Source organism: Mesorhizobium sp. M0698 (genome assembly GCF_040320455.1).
In the GTDB taxonomy this organism is placed as follows: domain Bacteria; phylum Pseudomonadota; class Alphaproteobacteria; order Rhizobiales; family Rhizobiaceae; genus Mesorhizobium.
In genome coordinates this window covers 21,336-43,062 of sequence record NZ_JAMYPQ010000011.1, presented here as the reverse complement: position 1 = coordinate 43,062, position 21,727 = coordinate 21,336, and the positions used below count along the sequence as shown (strand labels likewise).

The window sequence follows — 21,727 nt, the reverse complement described above, 5'->3', positions numbered from 1 at the left end:
TGCACATTCTCTAGCCAGAATGATGGCAATGTGCAACGCGCAATGTCGTGATATTAAGGCGCATTTGGGAAAATACGGATCGCCGGATAGCATCAATCCCAGGTCTTCCGAAAGCGATACCACTTTTCGGGATCATGCGCTAAGCGTCTCGGCATGAGAGATGTGAGCGAAAAGCAAGCTGCGGACGACAAGGTCGCGGTGGTCATCGTTGCCGCCGGCCGCGGCGCGCGCGCCGGACAGGCCAATGGGCCGAAGCAGTACCAGCAGATTGGCGGCGGCGCCGTTATCGCACGCACGCTCGACGCCTTTCTGACGCATCCGAAAATTGGAGCTGTCGTCGTTGCTATACATGCCGAAGACGACGCGCTTTTCCGCCGCGCCGCGGGCGCGAACGCCGACCGTGTCGTCGCTGTGATCGGCGGTACGTCACGGCAGGAGTCCGTCCGGCTTGGACTGCTGGCGTTGAGAAGCCATGCGCCGGGCCGGGTGCTGATCCATGACGCGGCTCGGCCGTTTGTCGATGCGGAACTGATAGACCGTACGATCGCCGCCATTGAAGAGCGCCAGGGAGCGCTGCCTGCTTTGCCCGTTGCTGATACGCTGAAGCGCGAAACGGCCGAAGGCATGATCGGCGAAACAGTGTCCAGGGCCGGGCTCCATGCCGCACAAACACCACAAGGCTTTCCGTTCTGGCCGATCCTGGCTGCGCACGAAAAGGCTCATCATCTGGGCAAGGCGGATTTCACCGACGATGCGGCTATCGCCGAATGGGCGCATATTCCGGTGAAGATCGTTCCCGGCTCGCCGGACAATGTCAAACTGACCTGGGCACGGGATATTGCAATGGCGGATCAGCGGCTTTCCAGCGCCCCACGTTTTCCCGACATCCGAACCGGCAATGGCTATGACGTCCATGCCTTCGAGCCCGGCGACCATGTCACCCTGTGCGGTGTAGCTATTCCGCACGGCAAGAAATTGTCCGGCCATTCGGATGCCGATGTCGGTCTCCACGCCTTGACCGACGCACTGCTGGCCACCTGCGGCGCCGGTGACATCGGCACGCATTTCCCGCCCTCCGACCCGCAGTGGAAAGGGGCCGCTTCACGCATCTTCGTCGAACACGCGGTGAAGCTGGTGCGCGAGGGCGGCGGGCGCATTGCCAACGCCGACATCACCCTGATCTGCGAGGCGCCGCGCGTCGGCCCACATCGCGAGGCAATGACCGAAGCGCTTTCGGCAATGCTGCGAATTTCGCGCAATCGCATCTCGATCAAGGCGACAACCAATGAGAAGCTCGGCTTCGTCGGCCGTGAGGAAGGCATAGCGGCCATCGCGACCGCCAGCGTTGTGTTTCCAGGGGATGTCCCCGAGTGAGCAATAGCGATCTCGCAGATGCCCTGCTTCAGGCCTGCCAGCAGCGCGGCATCATGCTGGCGACGGCGGAGAGCTGCACCGGCGGCATGATCATCGCCGCGCTGACCGACATCGCCGGCTCTTCCGCGGTGATCGATCGCGGCTTCATCACCTATTCCAACCAGGCCAAGACCGAGATGCTCGGCGTCTCGGCCGCTACGCTCGAGGCGCACGGCGCGGTCTCGCGCGAGACTGCGGTGGAGATGGCGGCCGGAGCCTTGGCGCATTCGCCGGCCGGGCTCGCCCTGGCGGTGACTGGCATCGCCGGTCCGGACGGCGGCTCTGCGGAAAAACCTGTCGGCCTGGTCTGGTTCGGCGTTGCCGTGGCTGGCCGGCCGGTGGTCAGCGAATGCCAGCTGTTCGCCGACAAGGGCCGTGATTTCATCCGCCGGGAGACGGTCCGACATGCGCTTGAACTGGGTTTACGCGCGCTCGCCGCGGATCAGGCTGCCGATGGCGCGCCGTAGATGATTTCGGCACGTTTCTCGAACGCCTCGGAGAACATGCGGAAGGCGCGGTCGAACATGGTTCCCATGAGCGCACCCAGAATGCGGCTCTTGAACTCATAATCGATAAAGAAACAGACGTTGCAACCGCCGCCGTCCGCCGGGTCGAAGCGCCAGACATTGCTGAGATATTTGAACGGGCCGTCGATGTATTTGACGTCGATGGCGTTCTCGTCAGGCTTCAGCAGCACCTGCGTGGTGAAAGTCTCGCGGATCGCCTTGTAGCCGATGCTCATGTCCGCGATGAGCAGAGTGCGTCCGTTGCGTTCCTTGCGCGAACGAACCGTAAGTGCCTCGCAAAGCGGCAGGAATTGCGGATAGGATTCGATATCGGCAACCAGAGCGAACATCTGTTCCGGCGTATGCGCAACGCGGCGATGGGCTTCGAATTGTGGCATGAAACCAGTGTGTTAGGCGGACTTCCTGAGAAACGCTTCGCGCGCCGCGCGCAACCTGGCAAAGTCGTCCCCGGCATGGTGCGACGAGCGCGTCAGCGGGCTCGACGCTACCAGCAGGAAGCCCTTGGTCCTGCCGATCGTCTCAAAGGACTTGAATTCCTCCGGCGTGACGAAGCGGATCACCGGATGGTGCTTCTTCGACGGCTGCAGATATTGGCCGATGGTCATGAAATCGACATTGGCCGAACGCAAATCGTCCATCAGCTGCAGGATTTCGTTCCGCTCCTCGCCAAGGCCGACCATGATGCCGGACTTGGTGAAGATCGAGGGGTCGAGTTCCTTGACCCGCTGCAAGAGCCTGATCGAGTGGAAATAGCGCGCACCCGGCCGAACCGTCAGATAGTTAGACGGCACGGTCTCGAGATTATGGTTGAAAACGTCCGGCTTGGCCGCCACGACGATCTCCAGTGCACCGTCCTTGCGCAGGAAATCGGGCGTCAGGATTTCGATCGTCGTCGACGGGGTTGCTGCCCTGATCGCACGGATGACATCGGCAAAATGCTGGGCCCCGCCATCGGCGAGATCGTCGCGATCGACGGAGGTGATGACGACATGGCTCAAGCCCATTTGCTTGACCGCATGCGCGACACGCGCCGGCTCGTCGGGATCGAGTGCGGTCGGGATGCCGGTGGCGACATTGCAAAAGGCGCAGGCCCGCGTGCAGATCTCGCCCATGATCATGAAGGTGGCGTGCTTCTTCTCCCAGCACTCGCCGATATTGGGGCAGCCCGCCTCTTCGCAAACCGTCACCAGTTTGTGAGACTTCACGATTTCGCGCGTCTCGGCATAGCCTTTCGACATCGGCGCCTTGACGCGGATCCAGTCAGGCTTGCGCAGTACGTCCTGATCCGGCTTGTGCGCCTTTTCGGGATGCCGCAGGCGCGGCGCATTGGCAATCGTGTCGAGGACGGTGACCATGTGAAACCCGGCTCATTGGCAAGCGCTTGTCCAGCGCTCGCTCTACCCACGTCATCTAGGACTTTTCGGCGAAAAGAAAAAGGCCGCGATCACGCATGCCGCGGTGGCCTTTTTCGCATAGCAAGTGCCGACAGAGGTTAGCGGCGCACCAGTCGTCCGACCGCAATCAGAATGCAGGCACCGATGAAGCCGGTGATCAGATAGGCTATCCAGCCGACGCCGAAGATGCCGATGTTCAGGGCCTGCAAGATGGCGTTCAACACGATTGCGCCGACAATGCCGAGAACGATGTTCATGAGGATGCCGGTATTGCTCTTCATGACCATCTCGGCGAGCCATCCCGCCAGGCCGCCGATGATGATGGCTGCAACCCAGCCCACGCCGTTCATTTCCATATGCCCTCTCCTTGTATGATGGATGATGCCTGCGAAACGAATTGCTCTGCCGTCGAGTTCCTTTGTGTCTTCCGTGTGAGACTCGCCCAACTAATTTATCATGCATTCAGTGCGCGGCCATAGGCGTCGAGTACACTCTCCTTCATCATCTCCGACAGCGTCGGGTGCGGGAAGATCGTGTGCATCAGCTCTTCCTCGGTGGTCTCCAGATTCATCGCCACGACGAAGCCCTGGATCAGTTCGGTTACTTCTGCGCCGACCATGTGGGCACCCAGCAACTGGCCGGTCTTCTTGTCGAAAATGGTCTTGACGAAGCCTTGGTCCTCGCCGAGCGCAATCGCCTTGCCGTTTGCCGCGAACTGAAAGCGGCCGACGCGGATGTCCTTTCCGTCGGCTTTCGCTTTGGCTTCCGTCAGTCCGACCGAGGCGACTTGCGGATTGCAATAGGTGCAGCCCGGGATCTTCAGCTTGTCGATGGCATGCACGCCGGGGAAAGTGGCGATCTTTTCCACACAGACCACGCCCTCATGCTCGGCCTTGTGGGCGAGCATCGGCGGTCCGGCAACGTCGCCGATGGCGTAGACGCCCGGCACATTGGTCTTGCCGTAGCCGTCGACGACGACGCAACCGCGGTCCGTCTTCACGCCGAGCGTCTCGAGGCCGAGGTTCTCGATATTGCCTTGTACGCCGACGGCCGAGATCATGCGATCGGCGGTGATCTTCTCGACCTTGCCGTCCTTCATCTCGACATGCGCGGTGACCGAGTTAGTGCCCTTCTCGACCTTGGTCACCTTGGCTTCTAGGATGATCTTCATGCCCTGCTTCTCGAACTGCTTCTGCGCGAATTTCGAGACCTCGGCGTCCTCGACCGGCATCACAGCCGGCAGCAGTTCGACCACCGTCACCTCGGCGCCCATGGTGCGGTAGAACGAGGCGAACTCGATGCCGATGGCGCCCGAGCCCATCACCAGCAGCGATTTCGGCATCTCTTTCGGCACCATCGCCTCGAAATAGGTCCAGATCAACTTGCCGTCAGGCTCGATGCCAGGCAGGGCGCGCGGCCTGGCGCCGGTCGCCAGGATGATGTGCTTGGCGCTATAGGTGCCCTCGCCCTTGACGCCCTTGGGCGCCGGCGGCTGCGGCTCCATCGGCTTCTTCGACGATTTCGACACGACGATCTCGCCAGGTTTGGTCAGCTTGGCTTCGCCCCAGATGACGTCGACCTTGTTCTTCTTCATCAGGAAGCCGACGCCGCCGTTGAGCCGCAGCGAGACCTTTCGCGAGCGATCGACGACGGCGGCTGTGTCGACGCCGACCTTGCCATCGATCTTCAGGCCGTAGTCCTTCAGATGATCCGAATAGTGCATGATCTCGGCGGAGCGCAGCAGCGCTTTGGTCGGAATGCAGCCCCAGTTGAGGCAGATGCCGCCCAAGTGCTCGCGCTCGACGATCGCCGTCTTGAAGCCAAGCTGGGCCGAACGCACTGCAGTGACATAGCCGCCGGGGCCGGAGCCGATGATGATGACGTCGTAGTTCTCAGCCACGGCTTTCTCCTTCACAATTCCAACATGAGGCGCACGAGCGGCGCCAGCGCTTGCCCGACGTTCCGCGTGTTTTCCGCGTCCAGGTGGACGCCGTCGAGCGGCGTGGTTTTGGCCACCGTGCCGGCATCGAAGAAGCCGCAGCCGGCCTCGTCGGCAAGGGCGGAATATTGCGGCGCCAGCCTCTTTGACGCGTCATCGCCGCCGGCGAACATTTCCTTGAACTCGGCGTTTTCCGTGCGGCTGACTACGGGCGGCGCGACGATCAGGATCTGCGGCGCCGGCCAATCGAACGGGTAATCATGACCGCGCACGATATCGATCAGGCGTTGCATACCTTGTTTGGCCGCGACCGGATTACCGTGAATCCACGGCTTCATATCGTTGGCGCCGAGCATGATGACGATCAAGTCGATCGGCGCATGCGTCGTCAGGATTGTTGGCAACAGCCTTGCGCCATTGCGGTCCGCTCCGGCCAAGTGATCGTCAAAGGCGGTGGTTCGGCCATTCAGGCCTTCGGCGATGACCTCGACGCCGCTGCCCAATGCCGCCTGCAGCACGCTCGGCCAGCGATCTTCCAGCGGATGCCGGCCGAGGTTTGCCGCGTCATAGCCCCAGGTAAGCGAATCGCCGTAGCAGAGGACCGTCTTCATGTGCCTGCCCCGCCGAAACCTGGTTGCGAGCGCGCCAATCGCCAGCGCACGAAAAGCCACTGGACCAGCACCGTAGCGATGCCTGGCAGGACGAGACCGGCGACGATAGGAAGATCGCCCGACCACTCGCGCTTGCCCGGCGGCTGGGAGAAAGTCCAGCCGATCAGGGAAACTCCAACGAGCACAAAAGATGCTACCCCTATGGTCGCGGTCAGTTTTGTTGCCCGTCGTGGGTCCGACATGAATTGTGCGATGAAGAATGCGAGCGTCGCGAAGATGGTGACGAGAGCCGAGATCATGAATACAAGGATGTACTCCACGTCGGCCTTGGTGGCGACGGCGAGCCACTGCACCACCAATCCGCCGGCCAAACCGGAAAGAAAGAAGGCAAAAAGGCTGGTGAAGAATTTCCGCACCGCCCTGTTTCCCTTCTCTTAAACCAGCATGCCCATTGGATTTTCGATCATACGCTTGAAGGCGACGAGCAGCTCGGCGCCGAGCGCACCGTCGACGGCGCGGTGATCGGTCGACAGCGTCACCGACATGATTGTGGCGATCTTGATCTCGCCGTTCTTGACCACTGCGCGTTGCTCGCCGGCGCCGACCGCCAGGATCGTCGCATGCGGCGGGTTGATGACGGCAGAAAAATCCTTGATGCCGAACATGCCGAGATTGGACACCGCCGTGGTGCCGCCCTGATATTCTTCCGGCTTCAGCTTGCGGCTGCGGGCGCGGCCGGCAAGATCCTTCATCTCGTTGGAGATGACGGACATCGTCTTTTCGTCAGCACGCCGGATGATCGGGGTAATCAGGCCGCCGGGGATCGATACGGCAACGCCGACATCAGCGTGCTTGTGCTTGATCATGGCGTTTTCTGTCCACGACGCATTGGCATCCGGAACCGCCATCAGCGCCATGGCAAGAGCCTTGATGACCATGTCGTTGACCGACAGCTTGTAGGCCGGCGTTTCGCCCTTCTCGGTCTTCTTCACCGGCGCGGCCGCATTGATCTGCGTGCGCAGGGCCAGAAGTGCGTCGAGCTCGCAGTCGAGCGTCAGATAGAAATGCGGGATGGTGGTCTTGGCTTCGACCAGCCGCCGCGCAATGGTCTTGCGCATATTGTCGTGCGGGATCAGCTCGTAGGAGCCTTCGGCAAACAGTTTGAGCACCTGCTCGTCCGACATCGCCTTGGGTGCTGCGGCCGCAGGTGCCGGAGTGCCGGGGGGCGCCGCTTTTGCTGCTGGTGCCGCCTTGGCGCCGCCACTGGAAATTGCGGCATCGACATCGGCCTTTACTACGCGGCCGCGGGGGCCGGAGCCTGTCAGCGCCGCGACATCGACGCCGGCTTCCCTGGCAATGCGCCGGGCCAGCGGCGAGGCGAAGATGCGCTCACCGCTTGCGTGGCCGTTGGCGACCGGCACCGCTTCCGCCTTAGGCGCAGGTGCGGCAGGCTCCTGCTTCGACGCTTCGGGCTTTGATGTTTCAGCTTTAGGGGCTTCCGCTTTCGGAGCCTCAGCCTTGGCCGGCGCAGCGCCATCACCGCTTTTGGCGGCAGAAGCAGCATCCTCGCCCTCGGCAGCCAGCACCGCGATCAGCGCATTGACCTTGACGCCTTCTGTGCCGGCCGGAACCACCAGCTTGGCGACCGTGCCCTCGTCGACGGCTTCGACTTCCATCGTCGCCTTGTCGGTCTCGATCTCGGCAATCACGTCGCCGGGCGAAACCTTATCGCCTTCCTTGACCAGCCACTTGGAAAGATTGCCCTCTTCCATTGTGGGCGACAGCGCCGGCATGGTGATGTTGATCGGCATTTTGTCCTCCCGCCCTGCTCAGCGATACGTGACGGCTTTGACCGCCTCGACGACCTCGCCGACATTGGGCAGCGCCAGCTTTTCGAGGTTCGCCGCATAGGGCATCGGCACGTCCTTGCCGGCAATTGTAATGACCGGTGCATCGAGGAAATCGAAGGCGCGCTGCGAGACCTGATTGGCGATATGGTCGCCGACCGAGTTCTGCGGAAAGCCTTCCTCGACCACCACGAGGCGATTGGTCTTTTTGACCGAGGCGATGATCGTGTCGAAGTCGAGCGGGCGGATGGTGCGCAAGTCGATGATCTCGGCATCGATGCCCATGCCGCGCAACTCCGCCTCCGCCTTGAGCGCGTAGGTCATGCCGATGCCGAACGAGACGATGGTCACGTCCTTGCCGGATTTGTGAATGCGCGCCTTGCCGATCGGCAGCACGAAATCGTCCATCTTCGGCACGTCGAAGGAGTGGCCGTAGAGGATTTCGTTCTCGAGGAAGATGACCGGGTTCGGGTCGCGGATCGCCGCCTTGAGCAGACCCTTGGCGTCGGCGGCGGTATAAGGCATCACCACCTTCAATCCAGGAATATGGCTGTACCAGGCGGCATAGCACTGCGAATGCTGCGCGGCGACGCGGGCAGCAGCGCCGTTCGGGCCGCGAAAGACGATCGGGGCGCCCATCTGGCCGCCGGACATGTAGAGCGTCTTGGCGGCTGAATTGATGATCTGGTCGATCGCCTGCATGGCGAAGTTGAAGGTCATGAATTCGACGATCGGCTTCAGGCCGGCCATCGCCGCGCCAACACCAACGCCGGCAAAGCCGTGCTCGGTGATCGGCGTGTCGACCACGCGTCTCGGACCGAATTCCTGCAACAGGCCTTGTGTGATCTTGTAGGCGCCCTGGTACTCGGCGACTTCCTCGCCCATGACGAAGACGTCGCCGTCGCGGCGCATTTCCTCCGCCATTGCATCGCGCAAGGCTTCACGCACTGTGGTCGAGACCATTTCGGTGCCGGCCGGGATGTCGGGATCGGCGGCAATTTCCAGCTTGGGCGAGGCGGCAACAGGTGCTGCCGCTTCGTTCTTGGCCGGAGCAGCCGCGGGGGGCGGAGCAGCCGCGGGCGCTTCCGCTTGCGACTCAACAGCCTCCTCGCCGATACCTTCGCCTGCCTCGTCGATGTCTTCGCCATCGACGGCCAGCACGGCGATCAGCGTGTTGACTTTGACACCCTCGGTGCCGGCAGGAACCACGATCTTGGCAAGCGTGCCGTCGTCCACGGCTTCGACTTCCATCGTTGCCTTGTCGGTCTCAATCTCGGCAATGGCGTCACCCGCCGCGACCTTGTCGCCCTCTTTCTTCAACCACTTGGAAACATTACCCTCTTCCATGGTCGGCGAGAGGGCGGGCATGAGAATTTCGATCGGCATGTCCTTGCCCTCTCGTTAAAGTACGATGTCGGTCCAGAGCTCGGACGGATCCGGCTCCGCGTCGTTCTGGGCAAATTCTGCGGCGTCGGCGACAACGTCGCGGACTTCCTTGTCGATGGCCTTGAGCTCGTCCTCGCTTGCCCATTTCTTGTCGAGCAGCCGCGCTTTAACCTGCTCGATCGGGTCACGTTCGGAGCGCATTTTCTGCACTTCTTCCTTGGAGCGGTATTTTGCCGGATCCGACATCGAATGGCCGCGGTAACGATAGGTCTGCATTTCGAGAATGAGCGGCCCGTTGCCGGCGCGGCACCATTCGGCGGCCAGGTCGCCGGCTGCCTTTACAGCGCGCACATCCATGCCGTCGACCTGGATGCCTGGAATCTTGAAGGACGCGCCGCGGTGCGAGAAATCCGTCTCGGCCGACGAGCGCGAGACCGAGGTGCCCATGGCGTAGCGGTTGTTCTCGATGATGTAGATCACCGGAAGCTTCCACAGCGAGGCCATGTTGAAGCTTTCGTAGACCTGGCCCTGGTTCGCCGCGCCATCGCCGAAATAGGTCAGCGTCACATTGTTGTTGCCGCGATAGCGGTTGGCGAAGGCAATGCCGGTGCCGAGCGACACTTGCGCGCCGACGATGCCGTGGCCGCCGTAAAAATGCTTCTCCTTGGAGAACATGTGCATGGAGCCGCCCTTGCCTCTCGACAGGCCGCTACGGCGCCCGGTCAGTTCGGCCATGACGCCGCGCGGTGACAACTCCATGGCCAGCATATGACCATGGTCGCGATAGGCGGTGATCATCTGGTCGCCGTCGATCAGCGCCATCTTCATGCCGGTAACGACCGCTTCCTGGCCGATGTAGAGGTGGCAGAAACCGCCGATGAAGCCCATGCCGTAAAGCTGGCCGGCCTTTTCCTCGAAGCGGCGGATGAGCAGCATGTGCCGGTAGGCGGCAAGCTCCTGGTCTTTGGTGAATTCAACAGGCTTCGGGGTGGAAAGGCCCGGCATCTTGCCGTCTGATTTGGATTTGGCAGGCGCTTTTCTGGTGGCGGTGGCCATGCATCACTCCCTGTTGGCGTCTCTTGGCGGACAGCGAGGGAGATCAGTTCTCCCACCGATTTGAGGCAGGCTAACATGCAGGGAAGGCTTTCGCCATGCCGAAAACGCATGGCTGTCATGCATCTAAGCAATTAAAATCATTGCAAATATCGCTGATTAACTGAGATCAGGTTATCTTGCGACCGGCAGCATGATGGTGATCTCGTCGGCGTGGGACAGATTAAGCGCCTTGCGCGCCTGCTCGTCCAGCATGTCCTTCTCCAGCGTGCCCTCATGCATCAGCTGAACGCGGCGCTCGAGATCGATCCGGCGCGCCCTGACGGCATCGAGCCTGCCCTGCAATTCGGCAGTCTCAGCTTCGAGCTGATACTTGGAATAGATGCCGAACTCGCCATGATAGGCATGGAAACCGAAATAAGTCAGGAACACCACGCAGAGCGAGGGGATGATCAGCCGGCCGGTGTTTCTTTGCTTGTGCTGGCGTGTCCACATGGTCCGAATCCTCTACGCCGCCTTTGTCGCCCGATTGTGCTTAATGGACGGTTACAGCCTGTTGGATTCAGAGCCTGGAAGCAAAAAAGGGCGGGAATGTCCCCGCCCTCGTCACGGATTTTCTCTCGAAATCAGCTTTTCACGATCGACTTGCCGGCATATCGCGCCTGCTTGCCGAGCTCCTCCTCAATGCGGATGAGCTGGTTGTACTTGGCCATGCGATCCGAGCGCGACAGCGAGCCCGTCTTGATCTGCCCGCAATTGGTGGCAACGGCGAGGTCGGCGATGGTCGAATCCTCGGTCTCGCCCGAGCGGTGCGACATCACCGCGGTATAGCCGGCCTTGTGGGCGGTCTCGACGGCGTCGAGCGTTTCGGTAAGCGAGCCGATCTGGTTGACCTTGACCAGGATCGAATTGGCGACACCCATGCGGATGCCGTCGCGCAGCCGCGCCGTGTTGGTGACGAACAGATCGTCGCCAACCAGCTGCGTTTGCTTGCCGATGAGATCCGTCAGTATTTTCCAACCGTCCCAGTCATCCTCGGCCAGGCCGTCCTCAATGGTGATGATCGGGTAGTCGGCAGCGAGTTTGGCTAGATATTTGGCCTGCGCCTTCGGGTCGCGGGTTTTCCTCTCGCCTTCATAGACGTAGTTGCCATCCTTGAAGAATTCGGTCGCCGCGCAGTCGAGGCCTAGCGTAACCTCCTCGCCGGGCTTGAAGCCAGCCTGCTCGATCGATTCCATGATGAAGTCGAGCGCGGCCGGCGCGCTCTTCAGGTTGGGGGCAAAGCCGCCCTCGTCGCCGACATTGGTGTTATGGCCGGCGTCCTTCAGCTTCTTTCGCAGCGTATGAAAGATCTCCGAGCCCCAGCGCACGCCGTCGCGCAGCGTCGGCGCGCCGATCGGCAGGATCATGAATTCCTGGAAATCGATCGGGTTGTCGGCATGCGCGCCGCCATTGATGATGTTCATCATAGGCACCGGCAGCACATGGGCCTTGGTGCCGCCGACATAACGATAGAGCGGCAGGTCGGCCGCTTCGGCCGCGGCCTTGGCCACAGCCAGCGACACGCCGAGGATGGCATTGGCGCCGAGCCGGCTCTTGTTGGGCGTACCATCGAGCTCGATCATGGTCTGGTCGATATGGATCTGATTCTCTGCCTCCATGCCGCCGATCGCCTCGAACAGCTCGCCGTTCACCGCCTCGACCGCCGTGAGCACGCCTTTGCCGAGATAGCGGGGGCCGCCATCGCGCAGTTCGACCGCCTCATGCGCGCCGGTAGAGGCACCGGACGGCACCGCGGCGCGACCCATCGAGCCGTCTTCAAGCACGACGTCGACCTCGACGGTCGGATTTCCGCGGCTGTCCAGGATTTCACGCCCGACAATGTCGATGATGGCCGTCATTGCGATGTCCCCGATTGATCGATTGAAGCGTCGCGCACCTCTTAGCCAAAGCGCCGCAAAACGCAATCGGGGCACTTGCAAATATTGCCCGTGCGCTACGGATTCACGAAGCACGAAGCGCTGTCATCATTTGTCATACGCGGCATGCCGGTTTCTGGTTTATGGCTGTTGTCGCGCGGGGCGAAACAGGAGGAGTTTCGCCATGTCCCAGTTGAGCGGTATTGTGAGTTTGTTCCTGATCGCGGCTGCGTTCCTGACGTCGTGCGACAATCAGCAACCCCCGCAGGGATCGTCGCCTTTGCCGGCCCTGCAGATTGCGCAGTAGCATCCCGCCACATCGAAGGCCCCCGATTTCCCGGGGGCCTTTTTGATTCCAGGAGACTTAGTCAGTGCCAGTAAGGTCAGTGCCAGTAAGGCTCGACCTTGTAGTAGTTGTATGAGGCGTCACGCGCGGCCTCGCCGTCGGCGCCGGTCAGCTCGTTGATCGAATAGGAAGGAGCGGCCATCAGCTGGTCTTTGGTGAACGGCACGACATAGCCGCCCTTGTTCTCATCATAGTCAAGGCTCGCCCACGGAATGGCGTGGTATTTCTCGCCGATGCCGAGAAATCCGCCAAAACCGATCACGGCAAACATGATTCCGTTCGACAGTTTGTCGAGCATGACATCCTCGATGTCGCCGATATGAGTGCCTTCCGTATTGTAGACCGATGTGCCGATAACCCGCGAAGCGGCGATGGCTTCGGTGTGTCCCGTCTGGGTCGTCATGGTGTGCTCCTCGTCGTCGTTGACATTAGATTTTGACAATGAGGGCCGCGGGCTAAGGTTCCAGGCGGGTTCGAAATTCTTCAAAGTTTTCTTGGCCGCGCTGCTGTGGCGCAACTGCTGGTTCAACCCACGCTTTTGGCAATGCGATCGAACGCCATCAGCCGTTCAAGCAATGCGGGAAGATCCTTTAGCGGCACCATGTTGGGACCGTCGGAAGGCGCGTTGTCGGGGTCCTGGTGCGTCTCGATGAAGACGCCGGCGACGCCAACCGCGACGGCCGCGCGCGCCAGCGTCTCGACAAAGCGCCGGTCGCCTCCGGACGAACCGCCCTGCCCACCCGGCTGCTGCACGGAATGGGTGGCATCGAAAATCACCGGCGCGCCGATCTCGGCCATGATCGGCAGCGCCCGCATGTCGGACACCAGGGTGTTGTAACCAAAGGATGCGCCGCGCTCGGTGACCAAGACATTGGCGTTGCCGGAGCCGATGATTTTGGCGACGACGTTCTTCATGTCCCACGGCGCGAGGAATTGCCCCTTCTTCACATTCACCACCTTGCCGGTTCTTGCCGCAGCGATCAGCAAATCGGTCTGGCGGCTGAGGAAGGCAGGAATCTGCAGAATGTCGACATGCGGCGCGACGATCGCGCATTGTTCCTCAGTGTGGACGTCGGTCAGGATCGGCAGCGAAAAATTGTTGCGCAAATCGTCGAAGATCGGCATTGCCGCTTCAAGTCCGGCACCGCGCGTGCCGCCGAGCGAGGTGCGATTGGCCTTGTCGTAGCTGGTCTTGTAGACGAGCCCGATTCCGAGCCGTTCCGTCAATTCCTTCAGTGCACCGGCCATGTCGAAAGCGTGCTGCCGCGATTCCAGCTGGCATGGACCGGCGATCAGCGATAGGGGCGCGCTGTTGCCGAAAATGACCTTGCCGATCGCAACGGAAGAATTTGGCATCAGAGGATTGAGCTTGTTCATGCGATCTCCCGGAAAATGAAGGCTGCGCCCTGCCCTGGCGCCGGCGGCACGATGATATCACCGCCGCGTATGTCGTGTTCGACGGAATTGGCTGCAAGCAGCTTTGCGACGGTGTCGCCGTGCCTAACCGAAAAGACGATCCCAGCAAAGCGGAGTTCAGATGGCGCGCCGGCAGGAATGCCGAAGCGTGCCGAATAGGCTGCAGGATCCAGAACGGTCACGACGGCATTCGGCAGCTCATAGACAGTGCCGCCGCCCTGCGCCTTGATCCCAGCCGCGATCGAAATCACATTGCGTTGTTCGAAGGGTTCGCCACTGGCTGCCACGATTTCGACAATGCCGGTTGCGCCATTAGCGTGGGCCTGCAACGCAGTGCGGTCGACGTTCGGCGCATTGATCCGCTCGCAGGCGAAGAGAAAAGCGTCCGTTGCCTTGCCTGTAGCCGCGAAGGCCAGTTTGAACGATGCGGTGTCGCTCTTTCCCGTCGCATCGGTGAAGGCGCGCGAAAAGCTTAGCGCGTCTCCCGCCGACAGACCGGCTTCCATGTAGCGCGCGTGGTCCGCGGCGGCGCTTTCGGTGCCCAGCGCCACGGCAGAAAATCCTTCATCGCCGTTTTCTTCGCGATACGTGCGATCACGCACGACAAAGACATTGCGGTTCGCGATCGCCGTTGCCGCGGCCTGCCGGTCAGCGACCGCGAGCGGTTCGAGATAGGTGCCGTCGGTGAGGAAGACACAGCAGTTTTCGGTTCCGAAAGGGTGGATACCTGTCGGCGCAACGGTAAAGCCGAGCAAGGTCAAGCGCGCCCGCGCAACATCGAGGCTCGCGGTCGGCAGCACCAGGTGATCGAGCGGATGAGGGCTTGCGGGGGTGTTCTCTGTCATGTCCCGCGCGATGTGCCTCATTCCTGAAAATGGTTCAAGGGCTTGGCCGACGCCTCAGCGGAAAGACCACATCAGCGCGTAGGGGACGGCGGCTCGTCAACTTGCCACGATATCGGCCGAATAACGCAATTCGCGCAGAGGTTTGACCCGGCTGGTGGTCTCTGCATAGAGCGGATGCGCCTTGTAGGCGGCGAGCGCCGCTTCGTCCTCGAACTCGGCGTAGACGACCACATCGATCTCATCCGAGAGCGGGTCGACCTTGGTGTTGAGCGTTACCTCGAAATGACGCGAATGAGGTATCTTGCCAAGCGCCAGGAGGCCCGTGCGCACTGCCTCGACGTCCACTTTACGCCGTGCGCTGAAGAAAACGATATGCCGGATCAACCCAGCCTCCTGGACCGTTGGACCGGCGTTCTTTTGTGTCAGCGGGAGCGTGCCGTCAATCGGCAGGATGTCGCGTCGGCGAACCGTGGCGAAAAAGAGAAACTACACCATGCTGGTTACATAGTGCACGACGCGGGTCACCTCCCTGATGGTCCTGTCGAGGTAGCGGCCTTGGTTGTAAATGCCGTCCCAGATCAGGAAAAAGGTGACGGTCGTGATGATGATGACATAACGCATGGCTAAAACTAGCGCATATGGATGCTTGCAACCATAGTGATTCCGGCCCTGCTGGGACCCTCCCCGAATTTTAACGGCCTTTGGTCTGTCGGCTGCGATGCTTGCTGGCCAGAATGGCTCTACCGCTGCAGGGCGCCTTGGAAAGATAACCCCGCTCGGCTTCGACGACCGCTTCCCGCCTCGATCGACCAACTGCCACACGATTATTCCGGTGGGATTTCGACGGACGCGCTGGATCTGGTCATGCCGCCGTCAAGCGGCGTTTCGCACCACCTGCTTGAAGAGGCCCCCTGTCTCAAACGGATTGGCCGTATCGGGACAGTATCTTAACGCTGAGACAGTTTCGAGCCGACGCTCAAATCCTTGCCTCAAAGCGTGATGCGGTACTTGGAAAACCCCGCTTCGCCCTCGCCCGCCGGCTCGATCGTCAGCGACTTCACCTGCGCAATAAACTCTCTCGCCTTGGCGCCGGTCTCGAACACGACGCTGGTTCCCGGTAGTGGCGCAAACGACCAGTTGGCATCCGCCGACGGGTTGATGGTGCCTTCGCTGACGATATAGCGCACGATCACGTCGCGGTTGGTGTCGGGCGCTTCGTAGATGATCTTCGAGGCATTGATCTCCGGGAAATTGCCGCCGCCGCCGGCTCGGTAGTTGTTGGTGGCGACGACGAATTTCCGCTTGGGACCAATTGGTTTGCCGTCGAACATCAAGTCAATGATGCGGGTCGAGCCAGCATTCACCAGCCCGCCCTTCGAATCATATTTCGGTGGCTGCGACAGGTCGATCCGGTAGGTGACGCCGTCGATCACGTCGAAATTATAAGACGGGAAGTCGGTGTTGATGAGCGCCTGGTTTGCTTTGCCCGGTTCGATCCGGTTGAAGATGCCGGCCGACATTTCCAGCCATTCCTTCACCTCTGCCCCGGTGATTTCGACGGCGCGCACCGTGTTTGGATAGAGGTAGAGGTCGGCGACGTTCTTGATGGCGATATCGCCCACCGGCACGTCGGTGTAATAGTCGGCGCCGTTGCGCCCGCCCGCCTTGAACGGTGCCGCCGCCGACAACAGCGGCATATCCTTCCACTCTGTGTTCTTCAGGATGTCCTTCAAGTACCAGGTCTGCGCCTGGCTGACGATCTGCACCGATGGATCGTCGGCGACCAGCGCAAAATAGGAATAGAGCGGCGCCGAGGTTTTGCCGACCGGCCGGCGCACATAGGCAAGCGTCGCCTCGTGGTCCTGTTTGAGCGCGTCGACGATGCGGTGGTCGTCCGCGACGGTCGGCTTGTTCGTCTTGTCGACCCGCTCAAAGATCGGCCTGGCCTCAGAGGTCGTCGAAACGATTTTCCACGTCGATCCGTCGCGCTCCAGCAACAGATCGATCAGCCCCATGTGCGAGCCCCAGAAGCCGGCCATGACGGCGGGCTTGCCTTGCAACGTGCCTTTCGCCGTATCGACGGCGTCCAGCGACTGAAAGTCCTTCTTGCCGGGGAAGACCAGATGCTGGTGGCCGGTGAACACCGCATCGATACCTTCGACACCGGCAACGAAGAAGGAGGCATTCTCCATCATGTCGCTTTGCTTCACATAGATGCCGGAATGGGAGAGCGCAATGACGATGTCGGCGCCTTCTTCCTTCATTTGCGGCACCCACGCCTTGGCCGCCTCGACGATGTCGCGCGTCTTGACACTGCCCTCGAGATTTTTCAGGTCCCAGACCATGATCTGCGGCGGCACGAAGCCGATGATGCCGATCCTGATCGGCTGCTCGGCCCCCGACCCGTCCCTGATCTTCTTGTCGAGGATGACATAGGGCTTGAGATAGAGCTTGTCGTCGCGCGGGTTCGCGGCGAGTTCGGTGCCGCGGATCAGGTTGGCGCAGACGAACGGAAAATTGGCGCCGGCCAGCACCTTGTCCATGAACGACAGGCCATAGTTGAATTCGTGGTTGCCGAGCGTCGAACATTCATAGCCGAGCACGTTCATGCCCTTCATGACCGGATGCAGGTCGCCGTCCTTCATCCCCCTCTCGTAGGCAATATAGTCGCCCATCGGATTGCCCTGCAGAAGGTCGCCATTGTCGATCAGCATCGCGTTGGTGGCTTCCTTGCGCACAGCTTCAATCAACGATGCCGTTCGCGACAGCCCCATCGTGTCGTTAGCTTTGTCGGCGTAGTAGTCGTAAGGCAGCACATTCACGTGGATGTCGGTCGTCTCCATAATCCTCAGATGCGCCTGATTGGCTTGAGCCCGGGCGGAGAACGGGTGCAGCATGATCAGCGCTCCGCTGGCGGCAACGCCGGCGAGGAAATCGCGGCGTGAGACGAGGTGGCGCAATTGGGACATTCGTTTTCTCTTTCTTCCACGACGTGACAAGTCCTGCCCGAAGCAAAGCTTCGCGCCGAAATCCAGCCGAGTCCAGAAGCCGATTCCATCAAGAGGAGGTGACGCGCCGATGAATGTCCGGCAGCGAACAATCAGCCCTTATCGTCGTCGCCCTGCGTGATCAGCCGCGCGCTGCGCTGACCGGTGAAGTATATCCATAGCCAACTCAGGGAAACCGCAAGCCGGTTACGAAGGCCGATCAGGAAGTAAATATGCGCAAAGCCCCATAGCCACCAGGCAAGCCGGCCGGTGAGCTTGATCCAGCCGAAATCGATCGCGGCGGCGCGCTTGCCTATCGTCGCCAAATCGCCGTCATGCCTGTAGCTGAAAGGACGCGGTGTCGCGTCACCGGCAAGCCTTGCCTTGATCGCCGTGGCGACGTGCCGTCCCTGCTGCTTGGCGGCGGGCGCGACGCCCGGCACCAGCCGGCCATCCGGCCGCAGGACGTGCGCTGCGTCACCGATGACGAAAATCTCCGGGTTTCCCGGTACAGTGAGGTCGGGCTCGACAAGCACTCTGCCCGCGCGGTCCGCTGCCGCGCCGAGCCATTCGGCGGCTGGCGAAGCGGCTACGCCCGCCGCCCACAGAATTGTCCTGGCCGGCAAATGCCTGTCGCCGAAGACGACACCCTCAGCATCGCAGCGCGTAACCGCGCGGCCGAGTTCGACGGTCACGCCGAGCCGTTCGAGCGCCTTCATTGCATAATCAGAGAGTTCCGGCGCGAAATTGGCAAGAACGCGGTCGCCGGCCTCAATCAGCACCACACGCGTCTGCCGCGTGTCGATGTTGCGGAACTCGCCGCGCAGCGTGTCGTGCGCCAGTTCGGCAATGGTGCCGGCCAATTCCACGCCGGTCGGCCCGCCGCCGACGATCGCCAGCGTCAGCAATGCCTGGCGCTGGGCGGGATCGGTTTCCCGCTCGGCCTGCTCGAAAGCCAAAAGAATACGCCGTCGAATGGTCGTGGCGTCCTCCAGCGTCTTCAGGCCCGGGGCGAATGGCTCCCATTCGTCATGGCCGAAATAGGCGTGCCGCGCGCCGGTGGCCAGCACCAGCGTGTCGTAAGCGACCGTGCCGCCGTCCTGCAGCAGCACCCGCTTGCCGGTGCGGTCGATGCCAGTCACAGTGGCAAGCAGCGTCGTCACGTCCTTGCGCCTGCGCAGGAGATGGCGGATCGGCCAAGCCACTTCGGAGGTGGCCAGGGCCGTCGTCGCCACCTGGTAGAGCAGCGGCTGAAAGAGGTGATGATTGCGCCTATCGATCATGGTGATGCGCACCGGCGCGCCGGCAAGTGCGCGGGTGAATTCGAGGCCGCCGAAACCGGCGCCTACGACGACGACGTGATGGTTGGCTATGTTCATCTCACTCATCCCTCTCGCCAAGGCTGATGTAAGTATCCTTGTGCAGTGCAGCAATGCCTGCGCTGCAACTGCCTGGGACTCGTCTCTTGATGTCGTGAATACGCATGCTGCAGACTCATTCCCGGATATAGCTTACGTCCCGGATACGACTTGGTCGGAACAGTATATTGCAGGTGAAGCATGGCTAGGAATGAAGATGAAGACTCAGCGCAGTACGCCTCGCCGCCTTGTTTTATGCACGAGCTTGATCCGGAGTTCCAAGCGCCGCTATCCGACTGGACCGACGTAAGGCGCTGGCGCAAGGCCGAGCGCGAGCGGTTGATCGTATCCCGCCTTGCCGTTTCGGCCGACACGCGCGCAGCTATGTCGCAGCGCATTGCCGAAGGGCTCGACGCGGTGATCGGCGACATCGCCGGCCGCATGGTCAGCCTCTACTGGCCGTTTCGCGGCGAGCCGGACCTGCGCCCGTGGATGGAAACCGTTAACGCGCGGGGCGGGCGCACGGCGTTGCCCGTCGTCGTCGAGAAAGACCGGCCGCTTGTCTTTCGCGCCTATACCCACGGAGACCGGCTGGAGAAGGGCGTCTGGAATATCCCGATACCGGCCGAGGGTGATCCGGTGTTGCCCGACATCGTCATTTCGCCGATCGTCGGCATCGATCCCGGGCAGTTTCGCCTGGGTTATGGCGGCGGCTTCTTCGATCGCACGCTTGCCGCGATGCCCTTCAAACCGCTGGTCATCGGCGTCGGCTACGAACTGCAGCGCATCGTCACCATCTACCCGCAGCCGCACGACATTCGGATGGACCGTGTGGTGACCGAGGCAGTCAACACCTAGGCGAGTTCGGGGCCTAGGCGAGTTCAGGCTTCATTCCCACGGCCGTGCGATCGACGATTTCGCGCAAGGCAAAAGACGAATTGATCTTCGTCACATGCGGCATTGCCGACAGCCACTCCTTGTGGATGCGTTCGTAGTCGACGAGATCCTTTGCCGCGATGCGCAGGATGTAGTCATATTCGCCCGACATCAAATGGCAGGACAGGACGTTCGGGCAGCGCTTTATCGCTGCCTCGAAATCCGACAACGTCTTCTCGAATTGCCCGGACAGCGATATATGTACGATCGCCGTCATCTGGTGCCCAAGTGCAGCGTTGGACAGCCGTGCGTGATAGCCGCGGATGGTTCCGGATTTCTCCAGATTGTCCAGCCGCCGCGAACAGGCCGACTGCGACAGGCCAACCTTCTCGGCGAGCGCTGCGTTGGGTATCCGCCCGTCTTTCTGCAGCGTCTCGAGAATGGCGATATCAATCCTGTCGAGCGGCATTTTTGCGGGTTCCTGCGATAATTCTAATGTTTTGCGCAACGATTATCGAACAGTGGCCTCTCTGGCAAGCGCATTCGCAAACACTTACCGAACGATTCGTGGTTCACTATCTCTAGACAGGGAACGAGCCCCAAAGGGCCGGATCAGGAGAAAAAGATGCGCGTCGGTTGCCCCCGGGAAATCAAGAACCATGAATACCGCGTCGGCCTGACACCGGGTTCGGTCCGTGAATATGTCGCGCATGGCCATGAAGTGCTGATCGAGACCGGCGCCGGCGCCGGCATCGGCGCCGATGACAACGCGTATCGCGCCGCCGGCGCCACGATTGCCAAAACGGCCGCCGACGTTTTTGCCAAGTCTGACATGATCGTGAAGGTCAAGGAGCCGCAGCCCAACGAATGGGTTCAGCTCCGCGACGGCCAGATCCTCTATACCTATCTGCATCTTGCCCCGGATCCGGAGCAGACCAAGGGCCTGCTGGCCTCCGGCGTGACCGCGATAGCCTACGAGACGGTCACCGACGAGCGCGGCGGTCTGCCGCTGCTAGCACCGATGTCGGAAGTCGCCGGCCGCCTGTCGATCCAGGCGGGCGCAACGGCGCTGCAAAAGGCCAATGGTGGCCGCGGCGTGCTACTTGGCGGCGTGCCCGGCGTGCTCCCCGGCAAGGTCACTGTGCTCGGCGGCGGCGTCGTCGGCCTGCATGCTGCACGGATGGCCGCCGGCCTTGGCGCCGACGTCACCATCATTGACCGCTCGATCCCGCGCCTGCGTCAGCTCGACGACATCTTTGGCGGCCGCGTCCACACCCGCTACTCGACCGTCGAGGCGCTGGAGGAAGAATGTTTTTCGGCTGACATCGTCGTCGGCGCCGTGCTGATCCCGGGGGCAGCAGCGCCCAAGCTGGTGACGCGCGAAATGCTGTCGGGCATGAAGAAAGGCGCCGTGCTGGTCGACGTCGCCATCGACCAGGGCGGCTGCTTCGAGACCTCGCACGCCACCACCCATGCCGAGCCGACCTATGAGGTCGATGGCGTCATCCACTATTGCGTCGCCAACATGCCGGGTGCGGTGCCGGTCACCTCGGCCCACGCGCTCAATAATGCGACGCTGCATTATGGCCTGCAGCTCGCCGACAAGGGCCTCAAGGCGCTGGTAGACGACCACCATCTGCGCAACGGGCTGAACGTCCACAAGGGCAAGATCACGAATCGCGCAGTGGCCGAAGCGCTCGGTTACGACCTGGTCGAGCCGAAGGCCGTTCTCGCCGCCTGAGCTGTCCGAATCTGCCTCTCCAGTGCCCGTCGGATTCGTCCGACGGGTTTTTTCTTATGTCGAAAAACT

The 21,727-nt window shown here is 61.4% G+C and carries 24 protein-coding genes; 5 read left to right on the top strand and 19 right to left on the bottom strand.

Translation table 11 applies throughout. The features are described 5' to 3' along the window. Positions 1-153: 153 nt before the first annotated feature. Together NKI16_RS21205 and NKI16_RS21200 are read left to right on the top strand one after the other, a co-directional pair. On the top strand, positions 154-1,374 hold the full coding sequence (locus NKI16_RS21205) for a bifunctional 2-C-methyl-D-erythritol 4-phosphate cytidylyltransferase/2-C-methyl-D-erythritol 2,4-cyclodiphosphate synthase (protein WP_352784205.1): 1,221 nt from the start codon (positions 154-156) through the stop codon (positions 1,372-1,374). Next, a complete protein-coding gene (locus tag NKI16_RS21200; protein ID WP_352621741.1) occupies positions 1,371-1,880 on the top strand; it encodes a CinA family protein in 510 nt (169 codons plus the stop codon). The genes NKI16_RS21205 and NKI16_RS21200 overlap by 4 nt, the downstream gene beginning before the upstream one ends. Here the strand turns inward: NKI16_RS21200 and NKI16_RS21195 are convergent. The 11 genes from NKI16_RS21195 to eno form a co-directional block, all read right to left on the bottom strand. Then, positions 1,856-2,317, bottom strand: coding sequence for a type II toxin-antitoxin system RatA family toxin (locus NKI16_RS21195; protein WP_352457493.1), 462 nt, complete (start codon positions 2,315-2,317; stop codon positions 1,856-1,858). The two genes, NKI16_RS21200 and NKI16_RS21195, sit on opposite strands and share 25 nt — an antisense overlap. Before the next feature lie 12 nt (positions 2,318-2,329). Then, positions 2,330-3,295 carry a lipoyl synthase gene (lipA, locus tag NKI16_RS21190; protein ID WP_352457494.1) on the bottom strand — a complete coding sequence of 322 codons (966 nt, stop codon included), beginning with the start codon at positions 3,293-3,295 and terminating at the stop codon, positions 2,330-2,332. A 137-nt stretch (positions 3,296-3,432) separates the two neighbouring features. Then, on the bottom strand, positions 3,433-3,690 hold the full coding sequence (locus NKI16_RS21185; RefSeq protein ID WP_023675081.1) for a GlsB/YeaQ/YmgE family stress response membrane protein: 258 nt from the start codon (positions 3,688-3,690) through the stop codon (positions 3,433-3,435). 98 nt (positions 3,691-3,788) lie between these two features. Then, positions 3,789-5,234 carry a dihydrolipoyl dehydrogenase gene (lpdA, locus tag NKI16_RS21180; RefSeq protein WP_352784202.1) on the bottom strand — a complete coding sequence of 482 codons (1,446 nt, stop codon included), beginning with the start codon at positions 5,232-5,234 and terminating at the stop codon, positions 3,789-3,791. A gap of 11 nt (positions 5,235-5,245) precedes the next feature. Next, a complete protein-coding gene (locus NKI16_RS21175; RefSeq protein WP_023675083.1) occupies positions 5,246-5,884 on the bottom strand; it encodes an SGNH/GDSL hydrolase family protein in 639 nt (212 codons plus the stop codon). Beyond that, positions 5,881-6,300: a hypothetical protein gene (locus NKI16_RS21170; protein WP_023675084.1), complete on the bottom strand. Its 420-nt coding sequence runs from the start codon at positions 6,298-6,300 to the stop codon at positions 5,881-5,883. The genes NKI16_RS21175 and NKI16_RS21170 overlap by 4 nt, the downstream gene beginning before the upstream one ends. Before the next feature lie 18 nt (positions 6,301-6,318). Next, positions 6,319-7,695, bottom strand: coding sequence for a pyruvate dehydrogenase complex dihydrolipoamide acetyltransferase (locus tag NKI16_RS21165; RefSeq protein WP_352784200.1), 1,377 nt, complete (start codon positions 7,693-7,695; stop codon positions 6,319-6,321). A gap of 18 nt (positions 7,696-7,713) precedes the next feature. Continuing rightward, positions 7,714-9,117, bottom strand: a complete 1,404-nt coding sequence (locus tag NKI16_RS21160; protein WP_352784197.1) for a pyruvate dehydrogenase complex E1 component subunit beta — start codon at positions 9,115-9,117, stop codon at positions 7,714-7,716. Positions 9,118-9,132: 15 nt separating this feature from the next. Beyond that, positions 9,133-10,122, bottom strand: a complete 990-nt coding sequence (gene pdhA, locus NKI16_RS21155) for a pyruvate dehydrogenase (acetyl-transferring) E1 component subunit alpha (protein WP_245274631.1) — start codon at positions 10,120-10,122, stop codon at positions 9,133-9,135. 222 nt (positions 10,123-10,344) lie between these two features. Beyond that, a complete protein-coding gene (locus tag NKI16_RS21150) occupies positions 10,345-10,665 on the bottom strand; it encodes an FtsB family cell division protein (protein WP_023675088.1) in 321 nt (106 codons plus the stop codon). 131 nt (positions 10,666-10,796) lie between these two features. Beyond that, positions 10,797-12,071, bottom strand: a complete 1,275-nt coding sequence (eno, locus tag NKI16_RS21145) for a phosphopyruvate hydratase (RefSeq protein WP_352784195.1) — start codon at positions 12,069-12,071, stop codon at positions 10,797-10,799. Positions 12,072-12,273: 202 nt separating this feature from the next. On the opposite strand from eno, the gene NKI16_RS21140 reads away from it, so the two are divergent. Next, the gene (locus NKI16_RS21140) at positions 12,274-12,396 is read left to right on the top strand and encodes a hypothetical protein (protein WP_084642452.1); all 123 of its coding nucleotides are present in this window, start codon (positions 12,274-12,276) and stop codon (positions 12,394-12,396) included. A gap of 76 nt (positions 12,397-12,472) precedes the next feature. On the opposite strand, the gene NKI16_RS21135 is transcribed toward NKI16_RS21140, so the two are convergent. The 7 genes from NKI16_RS21135 to NKI16_RS21105 form a co-directional block, all read right to left on the bottom strand. Beyond that, a complete protein-coding gene (locus tag NKI16_RS21135; RefSeq protein WP_023675091.1) occupies positions 12,473-12,838 on the bottom strand; it encodes a PRC-barrel domain-containing protein in 366 nt (121 codons plus the stop codon). A 122-nt stretch (positions 12,839-12,960) separates the two neighbouring features. Then, complete coding sequence (gene kdsA / locus NKI16_RS21130) at positions 12,961-13,812, bottom strand: 3-deoxy-8-phosphooctulonate synthase (RefSeq protein WP_352621730.1); 852 nt, start codon at positions 13,810-13,812, stop codon at positions 12,961-12,963. Next, entirely contained in the window at positions 13,809-14,696 is an 888-nt protein-coding gene (locus NKI16_RS21125) for a VOC family protein (RefSeq protein ID WP_352621728.1), read from the bottom strand. The genes kdsA and NKI16_RS21125 overlap by 4 nt, the downstream gene beginning before the upstream one ends. Before the next feature lie 96 nt (positions 14,697-14,792). Beyond that, positions 14,793-15,080 (bottom strand): Dabb family protein, encoded by a 288-nt coding sequence (locus NKI16_RS21120; RefSeq protein WP_352621726.1) that lies wholly within the window; start codon positions 15,078-15,080, stop codon positions 14,793-14,795. 102 nt (positions 15,081-15,182) lie between these two features. After that, on the bottom strand, positions 15,183-15,317 hold the full coding sequence (locus tag NKI16_RS21115; RefSeq protein WP_023675095.1) for a hypothetical protein: 135 nt from the start codon (positions 15,315-15,317) through the stop codon (positions 15,183-15,185). A 368-nt stretch (positions 15,318-15,685) separates the two neighbouring features. Continuing rightward, positions 15,686-17,665 carry a bifunctional 2',3'-cyclic-nucleotide 2'-phosphodiesterase/3'-nucleotidase gene (locus NKI16_RS21110; RefSeq protein WP_023675096.1) on the bottom strand — a complete coding sequence of 660 codons (1,980 nt, stop codon included), beginning with the start codon at positions 17,663-17,665 and terminating at the stop codon, positions 15,686-15,688. Between the two features lie 131 nt (positions 17,666-17,796). Continuing rightward, positions 17,797-19,062 (bottom strand): NAD(P)/FAD-dependent oxidoreductase, encoded by a 1,266-nt coding sequence (locus NKI16_RS21105; protein ID WP_023675097.1) that lies wholly within the window; start codon positions 19,060-19,062, stop codon positions 17,797-17,799. 180 nt (positions 19,063-19,242) lie between these two features. Here NKI16_RS21105 and NKI16_RS21100 point away from each other — a divergent pair, with 180 nt between their 5' ends. Beyond that, on the top strand, positions 19,243-19,899 hold the full coding sequence (locus NKI16_RS21100; RefSeq protein WP_023675098.1) for a 5-formyltetrahydrofolate cyclo-ligase: 657 nt from the start codon (positions 19,243-19,245) through the stop codon (positions 19,897-19,899). A gap of 13 nt (positions 19,900-19,912) precedes the next feature. On the opposite strand, the gene NKI16_RS21095 is transcribed toward NKI16_RS21100, so the two are convergent. Beyond that, positions 19,913-20,386 (bottom strand): Lrp/AsnC family transcriptional regulator, encoded by a 474-nt coding sequence (locus NKI16_RS21095; RefSeq protein ID WP_023675099.1) that lies wholly within the window; start codon positions 20,384-20,386, stop codon positions 19,913-19,915. Positions 20,387-20,542: 156 nt separating this feature from the next. On the opposite strand from NKI16_RS21095, the gene ald reads away from it, so the two are divergent. Continuing rightward, entirely contained in the window at positions 20,543-21,658 is a 1,116-nt protein-coding gene (ald, locus tag NKI16_RS21090) for an alanine dehydrogenase (protein ID WP_023675100.1), read from the top strand. The last annotated feature ends 69 nt before the right edge of the window (positions 21,659-21,727 follow it).